This window comes from Xanthobacteraceae bacterium (genome assembly GCA_019454205.1).
Classification (GTDB): domain Bacteria; phylum Pseudomonadota; class Alphaproteobacteria; order Rhizobiales; family Xanthobacteraceae.
Map to the genome: position 1 here is coordinate 1,733,959 of CP075369.1, position 13,957 is coordinate 1,747,915.

Consider the following 13,957-nt stretch of genomic DNA (forward strand, 5'->3'; position numbering starts at 1 on the left):
CGCGCCGCCTCAGGTTGCCGCGGACGGCGCGGCTTTCCAGTTCACGAGCAGTACGCCCGCAACGCACAGCGCCATACCGATCAACGCCCACAAACCAAGCTGCTCGCCGAACAATGCATAGGACATCACCGCGGTCGTCGGCGGCGTGAGGTAGAATAGCGAGACCACCCTAGTCGCCGCTGCGCGGCGGATCAGCATGTAAAGCAGCACGATCGCGCCGCATGAGAGTACGAACACATTCCACGCCACCGGCACCCAGAACGCCGCAACGTGCTCGACGCGCATGTCCTCGAACAGAAACGCGCCCGCGCCTGCCAGCAGTGCGGCAGCCGCGTATTGCACCGGCATCGCTGCGATAAAATCGGTGCCACCGCCGAAACGCTTCTGGTAGATCGTGCCGAGCGTGATGCCGAGAAGTGCGATTACGATGCCCGCCCAGCCGTAAAGCGTGGTATCGCCCGCCGCCTTCCCGCGCACGACGAGCCACACGCCGACCAGCCCAAGCGCGAGACCCATCCATTGCAGCAACTGCACACGCTCGCCGAGTAGCCGGTTCGCAAGCGTGGACGTGAGGATCGGTTGCAGTCCGACCATGAGCGCGGCAATCCCGGCCGGCATGCCGGTCGCCATCGCAACCGCAACGCCGCAGAGATACGCGCCGTGGACCAGAAAGCCGCTGACCGCGTTGTGCAGGAACTCGATCCCGCGCGGCATCCCGGCGCGCAAGACCGTTGCAAGCAGCGCCATCACCACCGCTGCAAGGCCGAGCCGGATCGCTACGAAGGTCATCGCATCGGCATGCGCAAGCGCATATTTGTTCGCGATGAAGCCGGTGCTCCACAGCAGCACGAACAGCGCGGGCGCTGCCTTGACCAAGGCGTCGAGGTTGCGGGAATTGGTTGACATCGCGGGCTACGAAAATTGGCCAGCCCTTCTGCCAGCCTTCGGGGCGGCTTACAAACCGCCCGCGTGCAATGCCGCTATGCCCGGAGCCGCGCCATGTCGTCCGCGAACGAGCGAACGCGCGCGCGGATGCGGCTGGTCTGGTCGGCGACCGCATTCGCAGCCTCGCTGAGATCGGCCGAGGAGCGGCTTGCCTTTTCCGCAACCGCCTCGATCTGGCCGAGAGAAGCCGAAACCTCCCCGATGCCGCCCGCCACCGAGCTGACGTTGCCCGCAATCTCGCGTGCTGAAGCGACCTGTTCTTCGACCGCATTTGCAATGCGGGACGAGAATGCGTCGAGTTGCGAAATGGTGCCAGAAATTTCCTGAATCGCAGTCACCGATTTCCCGGTCGCCTGCTGCATCGCCTCGATGCGCGAAGCGATGTCCTGCGTGGCTTTGGCGGTTTGCGCGGCAAGCGCTTTCACTTCCTGCGCCACTACGGCGAAACCCCTGCCCGTTTCGCCCGCGCGCGCGGCTTCGATGGTTGCGTTCAGCGCGAGCAGATTGGTTTGTCCCGCGATGGCCGAAATCAGGCTGGTCACGCTGCCGATTTCTTCCGCCACTTTCGCCATTTCGTCGATGGTGCCAGTAGTCACCGCCGCCTGCGAAACCGCGTCGCCTGCAAGGCGCGACGACTCGGACACGGATGCACCGACTTCGGCGATGGTTTGCGCCAGCGACTCGCCCGCTTCCGCGACGGTTTTCACCTGTATCGAAGTTTCTTCCGTGATTGCTGCGACTTTTACCGACTCCGAACTGGCATTATCGGCAGCGTCATTCAAACCTTGCGCGTTCCCCTGCAGATTGCGCGCGGCACCGTGGAGAATCTCGACCGACTCCGCCATCTCGCGCTCGAAGCGATCAAGCAGTTGCTGCAACTCTTTTGCGTGAGACGTGGAGAGCTTCAGGTCTTCGCTACGGCTCACGGCCAGTTGTTTCAGTTCAAGCGCGGAGCGATCAGACCTCGCCCGCTCCTCGAAGGCTTCTTCGAACGTCCGGCGAATGACGATGCTGATACCGACCAGCATCACGGTTTCAACGACGACCACGACGGCGTGAACCATAACCCGTATGAAATCGCTACCGCCCGGATAGAGCGCGCCCGGTAACAGGAAATTGAGTGTAAGATGATGAACCGCTGTCAGGCCTGCAGCGAGCAGAATAGGCCTCCAGTCGCAAAAGCCGGAAAGCATTGCGAGCACCGCGAAATAATAGAAGTGCGCTTCGATCTGCCACGCATGACCGCTCAGCAAAAACACCGCGAGCGAAGTCTGGCCTACCAGCGCAACCGCAAGCGCATAGGCAATTACCGGCATAGGCCGGTTGAGCAGAAACAGCACCGTGGGCAGCCCGGCCATCGCGAAAGCAACCGAAACGATGGCCGATGCTTCTTTTCCAGTAGCCCAGGCGATGAGTGCGATCACGGGCACATGCAGCGCGGAAAGCGAGATAAGCGCGATGGCAACGGTTCGCTGAAACTGCTCCAGCCTGTTCATTCTGCACCATTGGATTGGAACGGCCTCAGACAAGCCGCGAGTTTTTGCGGATCGGCAACAAACCACGCGCCATTAGCGCGAACGTTACCGGAATAATTTTGAGTTTCTGGAGCGACGACGGCGACGAACGGCCATGCGCCATAACGCACGAAACGTCCCCCGGCTTCCGTGGCCCGCTCGAACGCCGCCTTGGCGTCGGTCCAGGGCGGAAAGATCACTGCCACGGCTTGTCCCGGTTCGCGTGGCGAGAGTGACATCCCCGCGACCCAGATAAGCGTGAAGGCGGCAACCGAGAAAATTGCGGTAAAATCGGCCAAGCCGTTTTTCAGTATTTTGTTCACGACAGCGGACTTACCGGCACCAAACCCATCACCGGTTACCACCCGTAGGGTTAACGAGCGGTTGCGAGTTCCATTTTCGGTCCGTCCGCATCGGGGCTTAACGAGGTCTTAATTTCTAAAGAACAAAGTACCGGGAATATGCAGGCAGCTTCCAAAATGCTCGAACAAAGACAAGTTCTGCGTCACAGAACATTTCTTCAGGGCCGCGTTCTCTACAACGGCGGCCGGTCTAGCATTGACTGCATCATTCGCGAACTGACCGAGGAAGGCGCGCGGCTGGTTTTCTCCGGCAGCGCCCCGCTACCCCATACCTTCGAACTCAACATCCCGAACCGCGACCAGACTATCCGTGTCGAGATTGTCTGGAACCACGGCAACGAGGTCGGCGTAAAATTCGCCCCCAACGCGGAAGCGCCGAATATCGTACCGGCTCTCGCGCCCGCTGCATCGCCCGGCACGCATGGCACCGCGATGGAGCGCATCGAGAAACTGGAACGCGAACTGGCGTCCCTGCGCCGCCGGATCGCCGATCTCGAAGCCAAGAACGGCTAGCGAAACCGGCGAGCGGCAGCGGCGCTGCCTTACGCCTTTTCGTTTCCGATACCGGACAGCAGATAACCGAGCAGCGCGCCGATCAGGGCGCCTACCGCGCTCGGCTCCAGCACCTTCTCCAGCCCCAGAATCAGGATCAGCGGCGCGAGCACCGCGATCGCGAGGATCTGGATGGTACGGACCCCGATCACACCGCCATCCCGATGCCGCTGATACATAACTGCGGCGATGGCGATGGGGATCGTAAGCGCGGCAATGATCTCGATCCAGAACCGCGCGGCATACATTGTGTTCATGACAGCCCTCCTGCCTTGGACATTGAAGCGTATATAAGGGACGCATACAAAAGCGGCCCCTGTCGCGAACGAAGGAACCGGAATGATCGACCTTTACACCTGGACAACGCCGAACGGACGGAAAGTTTCCATTGCTCTGGAAGAAATGGGCCTGCCCTACACGGTCCACTCCATCGACATCGGCAAGAACGAGCAGTTCGCGCCCGACTTCCTCAAGATCAGTCCGAACAACCGCATCCCGGCCATCGTCGACCGCGAAACGAATTATTCCCTGTTCGAATCGGGGGCGATTCTCATGTATCTCGCCGAAAAGTCCGGCAAGCTGATGCCCAAGGACGTCCCGTCGCGCTATCGCGTGGTTGAGTGGCTCATGTGGCAGATGGGCGGCCTCGGCCCGATGCTCGGACAAGCCCATCACTTTCTGCACTTCAATAAAGGCAAGGCGCCCTACGCCGAGGAACGCTACGCCACGGAAGCAAAGCGTCTCTACAGAGTGCTCAACACGCAGCTCGAAGGCCGCGACTTCGTCGCGGGCGACTACTCCATCGCCGACATCGCGATCTGGCCGTGGGTTTCCCGCTACGAATGGCAGGGCATCGGCATGGACGAATATCCGAACGTCAAGCGCTGGTATCTTGCCATCGCCGCCCGGCCGGGCGTGCAGAAGGGCTATCAGGTGCCGAAAGACACCGGCCCGATTCCGCTCCCGAAATGATTGCGACGCGCATCGCAGCGTTATGGCGCGGCGATGCGCCGCTTTCCCGCGTGTTCTGGGAATACGCGATTGCGTGGGGCACGCTGCTCAATCTCGCAACCGCTGGCGTGGCGCTTGCGATCTTTCTCAATCGTGGTCCTGCATGGATCGCATTGCTATTTCACATCGCGCCCCTGCCCTACAATATCCTGATGACGGTCGCGACATGGCGCGCCGCCGTCCGCGAACGGGAATCTCCGCTTGCCGCTTTTGCAAAAGTAGCCGTGTTGGTCTGGTTCGCGCTGATGCTAGTGATCTAGCCGCTTAGTCAGACTTGCGCTGTTTCTTCGACGCGCGAAACAGAAGAACCAGCGCGAAGAACAGGAATACCGCGCCCGGCAAAAGCCAGAACAACTGCCCGCGCACATACGCGAGCCAAACGAACAGACCCGCGAACGAGACAAGTACCGCGAAGCGTATCCACTTCGCGGCGCCCATGATTTGAACCCACCACTTGCTACTGTTCGTCAAGGCAAGCGCTCCGTCAACGCCCGCATGCCTTCATGCGCCCTAGCGGAACGCGCCGCGCGCCATCCATGCCGCGAAAAACAGCATGAGCATCAGGCCGACCAGTTCCCAGTGCACGATCTTGCGGATGCGCTGCAATTTAGCGTCATCCACCAGCGGAATTTTCCCGGCGCGTGTAGCCGCGCGCCAGCGCAGAAACTCAACCGTTGGAATGATGGAGATTGCACCGACGATAAAGAACAACGCTATCTTGGTGAGAAAAGCGTGGCTGCTGAGATAATAATACCACCCCTTCTCGAAGAAGATCACGCGCACCGCGCCGATGATGAGTACCGCACCCGCCGCGGCACCATAGACCGCATCATATAGTTGAAGACGGCGCGCGTTCTCCAGCGTAAGCGTTTGCCGAAGGAGGATCATTTCGATGGACAACGCGACGAAAATCGCGACGAATGCGAGATGATGCAGAAAAGCGAAGACAATCGTCATTCACGGAACTCCCTTTACGCGCACTCTGACGCTTCGCATTTCTATCGTCAAAACGCCTGCCACAACAGCATAAGGCCTGACACGGCGAGCACGATAAATGTCAGCGTTGCTCCCGGCGCACGCAAACCCATGACGCCGGAGAGCAGCCCCGCCGCATGCGCGATGCGAGCAACCGCGAGCGCGGCACCAAGCGCCCATACCTGCCATTTCGGCGCGCCGTTGATCTCGATCAGTCCGAGCGCGATCAAAGCGAGCGGAACGTATTCGATAAAGTTGCCGTGCGCGCGGATACGCCGCCGCAATTCGCGGTCGTCCTGATCGCCGTATGCGATACGGGCGCGCATCCGATAGTACGCCACACGCAGCCCGAGAAAGGCCAGCGCCAATGCAGCCAGGCCCGCGAAAACGGATGTTACCGGTAATGTCGTCATTCTGCCCCTCCCAATTCCCGTGCTAGCTTCACCGCCGTTTCGGGAGAACGTCAAATGGACGAAAGAAAACGTAGCGGCAACAAGCTCGACGTGGACGTCTGGCTGTCGCTGACCAACGGCGCACGAATGATCGCGCTCGATCATCCGCTGCAGAAAGGCATCCCGATCTATCCGACCCACCCACCCTTTCACATCACGCTAAACAACCGGCACGGCGACATTCACCGCGGTTGCGGGTTTTCATCCTCCAACGAACTCATCATCACCAGCACGCATACCTCGACGCACATCGACGCGCTCTCGCACGTTTCCGAGAACGGTATGCTGCATGGCGGCGTCGATGCAGCAAAAGCCCAGCAAGGCACCGAACTGTTCAGGGAACATGGCGTCGAGACCATTGCCCCCATCTTCCGGCGTGGCGCGCTGCTCGATGTTGCGCGCGTGAAGAACGTCGAAGCGCTCGGCCCGGCGGAGGAAATTACCGCGGCCAATCTCGAAGCTGCATTCAAGGCCGCGAACATTTCGATCAATCCCGGCGACGTCATCCTGCTGCGCACCGGCTGGACAAAACACTGGTCGGATTCGCGCAAATATCTCGGCCTCGACAGCGCGGGCACGCCTGGCGTCGCGGCTGAGGGAGCGGAATGGCTGGCGGCGAAGAAACCTTTCGCGGTCGGCAACGATACCGCGGCATTCGAGCAGATCGTGCAGACGAATATCACGATGGACGCGCACCGCATCCTGATCGCGCAGCACGGGATTCACATCATCGAAAACCTAGACCTCGAGGAACTCGCCGCCTGCGGGCGCGCGGATTTCGCGTTCGTGACGCTTCCGTTGCGCATCAAGGGCGCAACCGGCTCGCCGCTGCGGCCGGTGGCGCTGGTGTAACAACCTCATCCTGAGGAGCGCGAGCGGAAGTCGGGTTCACCCGACTTCCGAACTAATACGCGCAAGTCGGATAAATCCGACTTGCGAAAGCGAGCGCGCCTCGAAAGATGAAGTGCACGCCCATGGTTCGAGACGCGAATCTGCGCTTCGCTCCTCACCATGAGGGCGCGCTTGGGGCTTGCCCCATTCGCGCAAATAAAAAACGTTACGTCTTCCCGCCGATATCCGAGTGGAAGTACGGCTTACCGCTCGACGCCGACGGCAGATAATAAGACCCGAAGCGGAGCGCCACGACCGCGAGCGCAAGGATCAGGATCGCAGCCGCCGTGAGCAGCGTTTCCATCTCCGGCGTCTTGTGCGTGGTGACGACCACGACGACATGGCGCGTGACGGCGGTGATGGCGACATAGATCAGAAAGCGCACCGGCATGCGGTTGGTCTTGAAATAGATGCCGACCATCGCGCCGATCTCGAGATAGATGAATAGGAGCAACAGATCCTCGATCGAGGCCTGCCCTCGCCCGACCATGGCCCAGAACGTCGCGGCCGCGGCCCAGACGGTGGACGCGCCGATGGCGAACAGGCCGAGGAGATGGAAGCCTTCGACCAGCAGGTTGCCGGAATGGTTCACGAAGCGCCGCACGCTGGCCTCGGCCTGCCGCTCGGTCATGTGTGCTGGTTTCTTTGCCATGGTGGCCCCTTCACATTGAATCTCTAGCCCGTGATTTTAAAACGGCCTTGACGCACCGTCATTCTGCGATGCGGCGTCCGCTCCGCCTTCACAGATACGCGCGCACCCAGCATAGCGCGCGTTACGGCCTATCCTTCGATACAATGTGATCTGATTCGGTATCTGCGAATGCGAAAAGCTAGGAAAGCGAAGCCTCAGCGAAATACCACACTTTGGACACGCGCAGTCGAACTAAGCGCCATTGTCGGCGCGATCGGCGTGGTAATCGCTGCTGCAGGTGTTTGGCTGCAGTACCGCCAATACAATGAAGAGGTTTTCCATCGTCGCCAGAACGCAATTGCATTGGCGTGGAACGCAATTAGAGACGCAGCAGGCTATGAAAGAGATGTTGGACAGACATCAGCGCTTGAATACTTAGCTGAACTGGATTTGCTCGATGGGAATGTTTCGCTTAACGGCACAATTCTCGCTGGATTGAATTTTAGAAAACGACTGGATGGCAGCCGCCTCAAGCTACATGAGAGTGCATTCTGTGACGCTGGAATTTATCTTCTGTATGCGCCAAAAAGCACCTTTGATCGAACGCTTTTCAGACGGTCCGGAATTTCGGCGGACTGGACTGGAGCATCTCTCGTTGGGGCCGACCTGAGTTTTGCAACACTTATTGATTTAAAGGCTGCGCGCGCAACACTTGTGGGCGCCAATTTAAACGGCGCGAGAATCTTGGCTGGGGTATTCACACACGCCGATCTCCGGCTTGTAGACTTGCGAAACTCCAAAACGTTAGAAGTTTCTACTGTTGGAACGCCGAATGCTGACAAACCTCTAGAAGTCGGCCCTAACCAAAATATTGATGAGTTTCGCGCTAGAGTTTTCTTTGGAAGATGGCTCGCTACTGAGGGAGCCAAGCCAACTCTAACTGACTTTACCGGAGCCCAGTTCCATGGAGCAGATCTTCGAGGAGCAGATTTAGCCTACTCTAATCTTTCACAACCTCAGCTAGACCAAGCATGTGCGGACGCGAAAACTATACTTCCGAAAGGGCTGATACTTAAGTCAGCTTGTACAAACACGAAATGGATAACCGATCAGCAATACATTTTGCGCAACGGGCTGCAAACGTCGCCCCATGAAGCAGATTGCGAGAAATTCAAGAAGAAATAAATCGCCTTTCATTTCAAAAAAAAAATCGTTAGTTCGTTTAGCGCTATTTACTGAATTTCAGGCCATGCATCCCATTTCGAAGCATACTTAGATAAGTCCAATGCGTTTTTCTTGTTGGAAGACTTCACTTCTGTTCGACTCAAGAAGACGGCCCATAAAGTTACAGTGCCGTTCGCAGTTTTGCTGCCCCAACCAGTACCGATTAGATGATTGAGAACACCGCGTTCAATTACCAAAAATCGCCATGATCGATTACACCTACACGCAAATACGTAATGCACGCCTTGTGTAACAGTGCTGCTCACATGACTTTCGCGCACAGAAAACTGACATCGATAGGCGCGGTCATTGTTCTCGAGTTTTTTGCCGGTCGCAGTCTTTACCTGTATTCGAGACAACTGACCTGTTGAATCATTCAATACGAAAACGTCGTCTCCGATATCAATTTCGGGGATGGCAACGTTGTAACCGCGGTAAGCTAACTCGGCCATCACTGCGAATTGGCCTGCCTTCCCAACATTATGAGTTCGCGGCATTCAATAACTCTCTACTCAAAATAGAATCTCACACCGGCAGATTGTCGTGCTTCTTGCGCGGCTGCTCGACCTGCTTGGTGCGAAGCATCGCGAGCGCGCGGGCGATGCGGCGGCGGGTTTCATGCGGCTCGATCACCTCGTCGATATAGCCGCGCTCGGCCGCGACGAACGGCGATAGAAACCGCTGTTCGTATTCCTTGGTGCGCTCGGCGATCACGGAGGGGTCCTTGTCCGCGCGGAAGATGATCTCGACCGCGCCCTTCGCGCCCATCACCGCGATCTGCGCCGTCGGCCATGCATAATTCACGTCGCCGCCGATGTGCTTCGACGCCATCACGTCGTAGGCGCCGCCGAACGCCTTGCGCGTGATCAGCGTCACCAGCGGCACGGTCGCCTGCGAATAGGCGAACAGAAGTTTTGCGCCATGCTTGATGAGGCCGCCATATTCCTGCGCCGTGCCCGGCAGGAAGCCCGGCACGTCCACCAGCGTCACGATCGGAATGTTGAAGGCGTCGCAGAAGCGCACGAAGCGGGCGGCCTTGCGCGATGCGTCGCTATCGAGAACGCCGGCCAACACCATCGGCTGGTTCGCGACGAAGCCGACCGTCCTGCCCTCCACGCGGCCGAAGCCGGTGACGATGTTCTTCGCGAACGACTCTTGAATCTCGAAGAAGTCGCCCTCGTCGGCGAGCTTCAGGATCAGTTCCTTGATGTCGTAGGGCTTGTTCGGATTTTCCGGAACGAGGGAGTCGAGCGAAGGCTCGATGCGCTCTGCGTCGTCATAGCTCGGCCATTCCGGCACGCCCGCTTCATACGACGAAGGCAGGAAGTCGATCAGCCTGCGCATCTGGAGCAGGCACTCGACATCGTTCTCGAACGCGCCGTCGGCGACCGAGGAGCGCGTCGTGTGCACGCGCGCGCCGCCGAGTTCTTCCGCCGTCACGGTTTCGTTCGTCACCGTCTTCACCACTTCCGGGCCGGTCACGAACATGTAGCTGGTGTCCTTCACCATGAAGATGAAGTCGGTCATCGCGGGCGAGTAGACGTCGCCGCCCGCGCACGGCCCCATGATGACGGAAATCTGCGGAATGACACCCGACGCAATCACGTTGCGCTTGAACACCTCGCCGTAGCCGCCGAGTGCGGCGACGCCTTCCTGAATGCGCGCGCCGCCCGCATCGAACAAGCCGATGATCGGCGCGCGGGTTTTCAGCGCGAGGTCCTGAATCTTGGTGATCTTCTGCGCGTGCGCTTCGGAGAGCGAACCACCGAACACGGTGAAGTCCTTGGCGAAGACGAAAACCTGCCGCCCGTTCACCGTTCCCCAGCCGGTGACCACGCCGTCGCCCGGCACCTTGGTCTTCTCCATGCCGAAGTCGGTGGCGCGGTGCTGCACGAAGGTGTCGAATTCCTCGAACGAGCCGCGGTCCAGCAGCAGCTCGATGCGCTCGCGGGCGGTCAGCTTGCCGCGCTTGTGCTGCGCTTCGATGCGCGCCTGCCCGCCGCCGAGCTTGGCCTCCGCGCGGCGGTTTTCGAGCGCTTCGAGAATTTCCTTCATTGCACCAGGCCCCTCGTTTTCCGGGCCGGAAGGTAGCATAGGGATTCTCTCCCCGTCATTCCGGGTGGTGCGACACGACGATCCGGAATCCACGGACAACGGGAAAGCCTTCGTTTTTGGCTCCGAACTCCGGGTTAGCCCGTGGCCCTGAATGACAGGTGGCACCGTTCGCCGCATGGTGCCGAACCGGGGCTTCGCTATCCTCCGCCGCGTGACCGGCACCGAATCCCCCGCCCCAAGACATTCCCTGATCGAGGACATCTTCGCCATCCTCGTCGGCACGCTATTCATTTCCTTTGCCGTCGTGCTGTTCAAGAAAGCCGGGCTGCTCACCGGCGGGACCTCCGGCATCGCCTTCCTCGGCCTTTACTTCGCGGGCGTGCCGTTCGGCCTCGGCTTTTTCGTCATCAACCTGCCGTTCTATGTGCTTGCGGTGATGCGCGTGGGCTGGCTGTTCACGCTGAAAACCTTCTGCGCGGTGGCGCTGGTCTCGGTGCTGTCCGAGACGCACGCATATTTCATCGAGGTCGCTCGGCTGGAGCCGTTCTATGCCGCGATCATCGGCGGGCTGTTGCTCGGCATGGGCTTCATCGTGCTGTTTCGCCATCAGGCGAGCCTTGGCGGCCTCAACATCCTTGCGCTCTATCTGCAGGACAAGTACGGGCTGCGCGCCGGCAAGGTGCAGATGGGGGTCGATCTCGCGGTTCTGGCCGCCGCCCTGTTCGTCGTGGAGTGGCGGCTGGTGCTCGCCTCCGTGATCGGCTCGGTCGCCATGAATGCGATGATCTGGGTCAACCACCGCCGGGACCGCTATGTCGCCTGGTCGGCGGCCTGAAAAATCTTTTCCATGGTCATTGAACCGTCACAAACCGCGCCTATATAGCTTTCATCGAACTTCGAAGAGCCTAACCCCTCACCACGGATGTACTGGGAGGCGGCCTAAAGCGACGACGCGAAGGACGATTGGCCCGCCCAAGCAGAGATGCTTCGGCGGGTTTCGCTTTTCAGGGCTTTTTTCTTGAAGGGTTATTGCCGGGGCATCGCGCCGAGCGCCGTCAGCAGCGCCTTCGCGATAGTCTGGCGCGCCGCGACGTGCTTCTCCTCGTTCGGATCGAGGTTGAGCGCAAAGACATACGTATCGCCTCCCCGCTCGACCCAGCCGACGAACCAGCCGATCTTGTTATCCCCGTTCGGAATCCAGCCGGTCTTGCCGCGCAGCGTCGCGTCGCCGACCTGCTCGATGAACGCGATGTCCTTCACGATGTCGGCGTTGCGCGGACTGACCGGCAGCTTCCCGATCAGGAGCCGTTCGAGAAACTCGACCTGCTGCAACGCCGAGATGCGCAGCTTGCCTTCCAGCCAGAACGTATCGATCTCGCCGCCGGGTTCGCGGTTGCCGTAGCCGAACTGCGTGACATAGACGCGCATCCGCTGCTCGCCGATCTCGCGCGCGATTTCCTGAAACACCCAGACCGCCGACGCCTTGAAGGCGGAACGCAAGGTGTGGTCCTTGTTCCACGCCTCGAAGTCGCGCTTCTTGCCGTCCCATTTGAACACGCGCTCGTCGGCATCCTTCACCACCTTCGTCTCCAGCGCGATCAGCGCATTCGCGATCTTGAAGGTGGAAGCCGGGAGAAATCCCTTGGTGTGACGGTCGCCATTCACGACCGTCACCACGTTCTTCTTCATATCCAGCAGGACGAAGGTGCCGTTCGTCCCGATTTCCTTGAAATGCTTTTCCAGATCGTTTCGGACGATAGTCTTGCGCTCCGTTTGCGCGTGGGCGGGCAACGCGAGCGAAAGCAGGAACAATGCAGCAATGAATTTTTTCATGACCACGATCAACACGCTGCAGGTGGCGAAAATCGGGCTGCCGGTTTCACGCAGGTTGTGACGGCTTGCCGACCACCTTCTTGTTATATTGCCAGAACGCGATGGCGATTCCGAGCGCGGAAAGCCCGCCGAGCAGGATCGCAACCGGGTTCGGTCCCAGCCGCTCGAAAAACTGCGTATAAAAATGGATTGCGCCGAATACAGCGCAGACATTCACCACCCAGCGCCGGTCGTTCTTCATCGCCCATACCGCGAAAGCGATCAGCGCCGCCGCCCAGCCGATCACGAATGCGATGCGCGGGATTTGCACGCCGCCGGGTACGTTGCCGGAAAGTTTGGTGAAGAAGCTCAGCCGGTCGCCCCAGAGCGAACCGATCCAGAAACCGAAGTTGACGAGCAGGATCGAGACGCGCGCCGCCATCAGCGCGAGGCGCGCATTCACCGCGCTGAGTTGGAGCGAGAAAACATAGGCCGCCAGCGTGATCAGCGAGAACACGATGATGGTCATGGTCGGCTCGTAGATCGCAAGAAAGTAGCTGGCGTGGCTGTAGCCTGTGCGCGCGCCGATCACCGACGAAAGCGAGAGCACCGAGAGCGCAATCAGCAGTCCGCTTTTCGCGATGAAGCCCGCTACCGCGAAGCCGATCACACAACCGAGGAATGCCCAGATCGAGCCTTCGGTCATGTAGACCACCCCGCCGCCGATGCCGAGCGCGCCAAGGATGATGCAGATATTGGCAAGGACATCCCATTCCTTGCCGCCATTGTGCAGGATGAGAAATCCGGCTGCGATAATGATTGCACCGAGAACGATGCCGGTCAGTGCGTTCGGCACCAGTGCAATGGCGCCGGCCGCGACTGCGATCACGCCGAAGCCGATCAGGATATTGAAGGCGAGCGAACCCGTGGAGCGCACCGACAGGCGCCTGAACTTGTCATATTCGGCCTGGTTGATTTCGCCGCTTTCGAGCAACTGGGCAAGGTCGAGTACGACTTTCATGGCAATCCCCCTTCAATATCCGGCGGGTTCATAGCATGGCGGCCGATGGCGCGGTATCGTCCCGCATCACATGTTCGTGCCGTCAGGAGAAAAGCGAATGAACCCCGAAGCCCCTGCTGTCGCCGGTCACCCGCGCATGATTCTGATGTGCGAAGGCTTCGCCCTGTTTGCATTCTGCATCTTCGCCTACTCGAAGCTCGGCTATTCGTGGTGGCTGTTCGGCGTGCTGATTTTCGCGCCGGATGTCGGCATGATCGGCTATCTCCGCAACGCGAAGACCGGCGCGCAGCTCTACAACGCGTTTCACATTACGGCGGTGCCCATCGCCATCGGGGCATGGGGATATGCGTGGGCGGAGCCGCTTGCCGTCGCAATCGCGCTGGTATGGGTCGCGCATATCGGCATGGACCGCATGCTCGGCTTCGGCCTCAAATACGAAACCGATTTTGCCGACACGCATCTGGGGCGGATCGGGAAAGAAAGCTAGCGAACGGCAGCCCGTTTTGAGAGGA

The 13,957-nt window shown here is 59.6% G+C and carries 19 protein-coding genes; 7 read left to right on the forward strand and 12 right to left on the reverse strand.

Going from position 1 to position 13,957, the window contains the following annotated elements; genetic code table 11:
- Positions 1-9 precede the first annotated feature (9 nt).
- From KF794_08575 to KF794_08585, 3 genes are all read right to left on the reverse strand, one after another.
- The gene (locus tag KF794_08575) at positions 10-906 is read right to left on the reverse strand and encodes a DMT family transporter (GenBank protein QYK43862.1); all 897 of its coding nucleotides are present in this window, start codon (positions 904-906) and stop codon (positions 10-12) included.
- A 74-nt stretch (positions 907-980) separates the two neighbouring features.
- Complete coding sequence (locus tag KF794_08580) at positions 981-2,441, reverse strand: hypothetical protein (protein ID QYK43863.1); 1,461 nt, start codon at positions 2,439-2,441, stop codon at positions 981-983.
- A complete protein-coding gene (locus KF794_08585) occupies positions 2,438-2,782 on the reverse strand; it encodes a hypothetical protein (protein QYK43864.1) in 345 nt (114 codons plus the stop codon). Before KF794_08585 ends, KF794_08580 begins: the two co-directional genes overlap by 4 nt.
- A gap of 156 nt (positions 2,783-2,938) precedes the next feature.
- Between KF794_08585 and KF794_08590 the strand changes: the two genes are divergently transcribed.
- A complete protein-coding gene (locus KF794_08590) occupies positions 2,939-3,334 on the forward strand; it encodes a PilZ domain-containing protein (GenBank protein QYK43865.1) in 396 nt (131 codons plus the stop codon).
- A gap of 29 nt (positions 3,335-3,363) precedes the next feature.
- Here the strand turns inward: KF794_08590 and KF794_08595 are convergent, their stop codons facing one another.
- A complete protein-coding gene (locus KF794_08595; GenBank protein ID QYK43866.1) occupies positions 3,364-3,630 on the reverse strand; it encodes a hypothetical protein in 267 nt (88 codons plus the stop codon).
- Between the two features lie 82 nt (positions 3,631-3,712).
- Here KF794_08595 and KF794_08600 point away from each other — a divergent pair, with 82 nt between their 5' ends.
- Positions 3,713-4,345, forward strand: a complete 633-nt coding sequence (locus tag KF794_08600; GenBank protein ID QYK43867.1) for a glutathione S-transferase N-terminal domain-containing protein — start codon at positions 3,713-3,715, stop codon at positions 4,343-4,345.
- Positions 4,342-4,644, forward strand: a complete 303-nt coding sequence (locus tag KF794_08605; GenBank protein QYK43868.1) for a hypothetical protein — start codon at positions 4,342-4,344, stop codon at positions 4,642-4,644. The genes KF794_08600 and KF794_08605 overlap by 4 nt, the downstream gene beginning before the upstream one ends.
- Positions 4,645-4,648: 4 nt before the next feature.
- On the opposite strand, the gene KF794_08610 is transcribed toward KF794_08605, so the two are convergent.
- From KF794_08610 to KF794_08620, 3 genes are read right to left on the reverse strand one after another with little or no spacing between them, the layout of a single operon-like run.
- Positions 4,649-4,855: a hypothetical protein gene (locus KF794_08610; protein QYK43869.1), complete on the reverse strand. Its 207-nt coding sequence runs from the start codon at positions 4,853-4,855 to the stop codon at positions 4,649-4,651.
- Positions 4,856-4,894: 39 nt separating this feature from the next.
- Positions 4,895-5,341, reverse strand: coding sequence for a DUF2214 family protein (locus tag KF794_08615; GenBank protein QYK43870.1), 447 nt, complete (start codon positions 5,339-5,341; stop codon positions 4,895-4,897).
- 47 nt (positions 5,342-5,388) lie between these two features.
- Complete coding sequence (locus tag KF794_08620) at positions 5,389-5,772, reverse strand: MAPEG family protein (protein QYK43871.1); 384 nt, start codon at positions 5,770-5,772, stop codon at positions 5,389-5,391.
- Between the two features lie 54 nt (positions 5,773-5,826).
- Here KF794_08620 and KF794_08625 point away from each other — a divergent pair, with 54 nt between their 5' ends.
- The gene (locus KF794_08625; protein ID QYK43872.1) at positions 5,827-6,663 is read left to right on the forward strand and encodes a cyclase family protein; all 837 of its coding nucleotides are present in this window, start codon (positions 5,827-5,829) and stop codon (positions 6,661-6,663) included.
- A gap of 205 nt (positions 6,664-6,868) precedes the next feature.
- Here the strand turns inward: KF794_08625 and KF794_08630 are convergent, their stop codons facing one another.
- Positions 6,869-7,333, reverse strand: coding sequence for a phosphate-starvation-inducible PsiE family protein (locus tag KF794_08630; GenBank protein QYK46649.1), 465 nt, complete (start codon positions 7,331-7,333; stop codon positions 6,869-6,871).
- Between the two features lie 279 nt (positions 7,334-7,612).
- Here KF794_08630 and KF794_08635 point away from each other — a divergent pair, with 279 nt between their 5' ends.
- Positions 7,613-8,518, forward strand: a complete 906-nt coding sequence (locus tag KF794_08635) for a pentapeptide repeat-containing protein (protein ID QYK43873.1) — start codon at positions 7,613-7,615, stop codon at positions 8,516-8,518.
- A gap of 47 nt (positions 8,519-8,565) precedes the next feature.
- Here the strand turns inward: KF794_08635 and KF794_08640 are convergent, their stop codons facing one another.
- Both KF794_08640 and KF794_08645 read right to left on the reverse strand, forming a co-directional pair.
- Entirely contained in the window at positions 8,566-9,054 is a 489-nt protein-coding gene (locus KF794_08640; GenBank protein QYK43874.1) for a hypothetical protein, read from the reverse strand.
- Between the two features lie 28 nt (positions 9,055-9,082).
- A complete protein-coding gene (locus KF794_08645) occupies positions 9,083-10,612 on the reverse strand; it encodes an acyl-CoA carboxylase subunit beta (GenBank protein ID QYK43875.1) in 1,530 nt (509 codons plus the stop codon).
- 175 nt (positions 10,613-10,787) lie between these two features.
- Here KF794_08645 and KF794_08650 point away from each other — a divergent pair, with 175 nt between their 5' ends.
- Positions 10,788-11,447, forward strand: coding sequence for a YitT family protein (locus KF794_08650; protein QYK46650.1), 660 nt, complete (start codon positions 10,788-10,790; stop codon positions 11,445-11,447).
- 191 nt (positions 11,448-11,638) lie between these two features.
- Here KF794_08650 and blaOXA read toward each other — a convergent pair whose 3' ends face one another.
- Both blaOXA and KF794_08660 read right to left on the reverse strand, forming a co-directional pair.
- A complete protein-coding gene (blaOXA, locus tag KF794_08655) occupies positions 11,639-12,445 on the reverse strand; it encodes a class D beta-lactamase (GenBank protein QYK43876.1) in 807 nt (268 codons plus the stop codon).
- Positions 12,446-12,491: 46 nt separating this feature from the next.
- Positions 12,492-13,445, reverse strand: coding sequence for a hypothetical protein (locus KF794_08660; protein ID QYK43877.1), 954 nt, complete (start codon positions 13,443-13,445; stop codon positions 12,492-12,494).
- Between the two features lie 97 nt (positions 13,446-13,542).
- On the opposite strand from KF794_08660, the gene KF794_08665 reads away from it, so the two are divergent.
- On the forward strand, positions 13,543-13,932 hold the full coding sequence (locus tag KF794_08665) for a DUF4260 domain-containing protein (protein ID QYK43878.1): 390 nt from the start codon (positions 13,543-13,545) through the stop codon (positions 13,930-13,932).
- The last annotated feature ends 25 nt before the right edge of the window (positions 13,933-13,957 follow it).

Coding starts and splice junctions, on each gene's coding strand:
- KF794_08575 (QYK43862.1), bottom strand. CDS start 906: ATGTCAACCAATTCCCGCAACCTCGACGCCTTGGTCAAGGCAGCGCCC.
- KF794_08580 (QYK43863.1), bottom strand. CDS start 2,441: ATGAACAGGCTGGAGCAGTTTCAGCGAACCGTTGCCATCGCGCTTATC.
- KF794_08590 (QYK43865.1), top strand. CDS start 2,939: ATGCTCGAACAAAGACAAGTTCTGCGTCACAGAACATTTCTTCAGGGC.
- KF794_08595 (QYK43866.1), bottom strand. CDS start 3,630: ATGAACACAATGTATGCCGCGCGGTTCTGGATCGAGATCATTGCCGCG.
- KF794_08600 (QYK43867.1), top strand. CDS start 3,713: ATGATCGACCTTTACACCTGGACAACGCCGAACGGACGGAAAGTTTCC.
- KF794_08605 (QYK43868.1), top strand. CDS start 4,342: ATGATTGCGACGCGCATCGCAGCGTTATGGCGCGGCGATGCGCCGCTT.
- KF794_08615 (QYK43870.1), bottom strand. CDS start 5,341: ATGACGATTGTCTTCGCTTTTCTGCATCATCTCGCATTCGTCGCGATT.
- KF794_08620 (QYK43871.1), bottom strand. CDS start 5,772: ATGACGACATTACCGGTAACATCCGTTTTCGCGGGCCTGGCTGCATTG.
- KF794_08625 (QYK43872.1), top strand. CDS start 5,827: ATGGACGAAAGAAAACGTAGCGGCAACAAGCTCGACGTGGACGTCTGG.
- KF794_08630 (QYK46649.1), bottom strand. CDS start 7,333: ATGACCGAGCGGCAGGCCGAGGCCAGCGTGCGGCGCTTCGTGAACCAT.
- KF794_08640 (QYK43874.1), bottom strand. CDS start 9,054: ATGCCGCGAACTCATAATGTTGGGAAGGCAGGCCAATTCGCAGTGATG.
- KF794_08645 (QYK43875.1), bottom strand. CDS start 10,612: ATGAAGGAAATTCTCGAAGCGCTCGAAAACCGCCGCGCGGAGGCCAAG.
- KF794_08650 (QYK46650.1), top strand. CDS start 10,788: ATGGTGCCGAACCGGGGCTTCGCTATCCTCCGCCGCGTGACCGGCACC.
- blaOXA (QYK43876.1), bottom strand. CDS start 12,445: ATGAAAAAATTCATTGCTGCATTGTTCCTGCTTTCGCTCGCGTTGCCC.
- KF794_08660 (QYK43877.1), bottom strand. CDS start 13,445: ATGAAAGTCGTACTCGACCTTGCCCAGTTGCTCGAAAGCGGCGAAATC.
- KF794_08665 (QYK43878.1), top strand. CDS start 13,543: ATGAACCCCGAAGCCCCTGCTGTCGCCGGTCACCCGCGCATGATTCTG.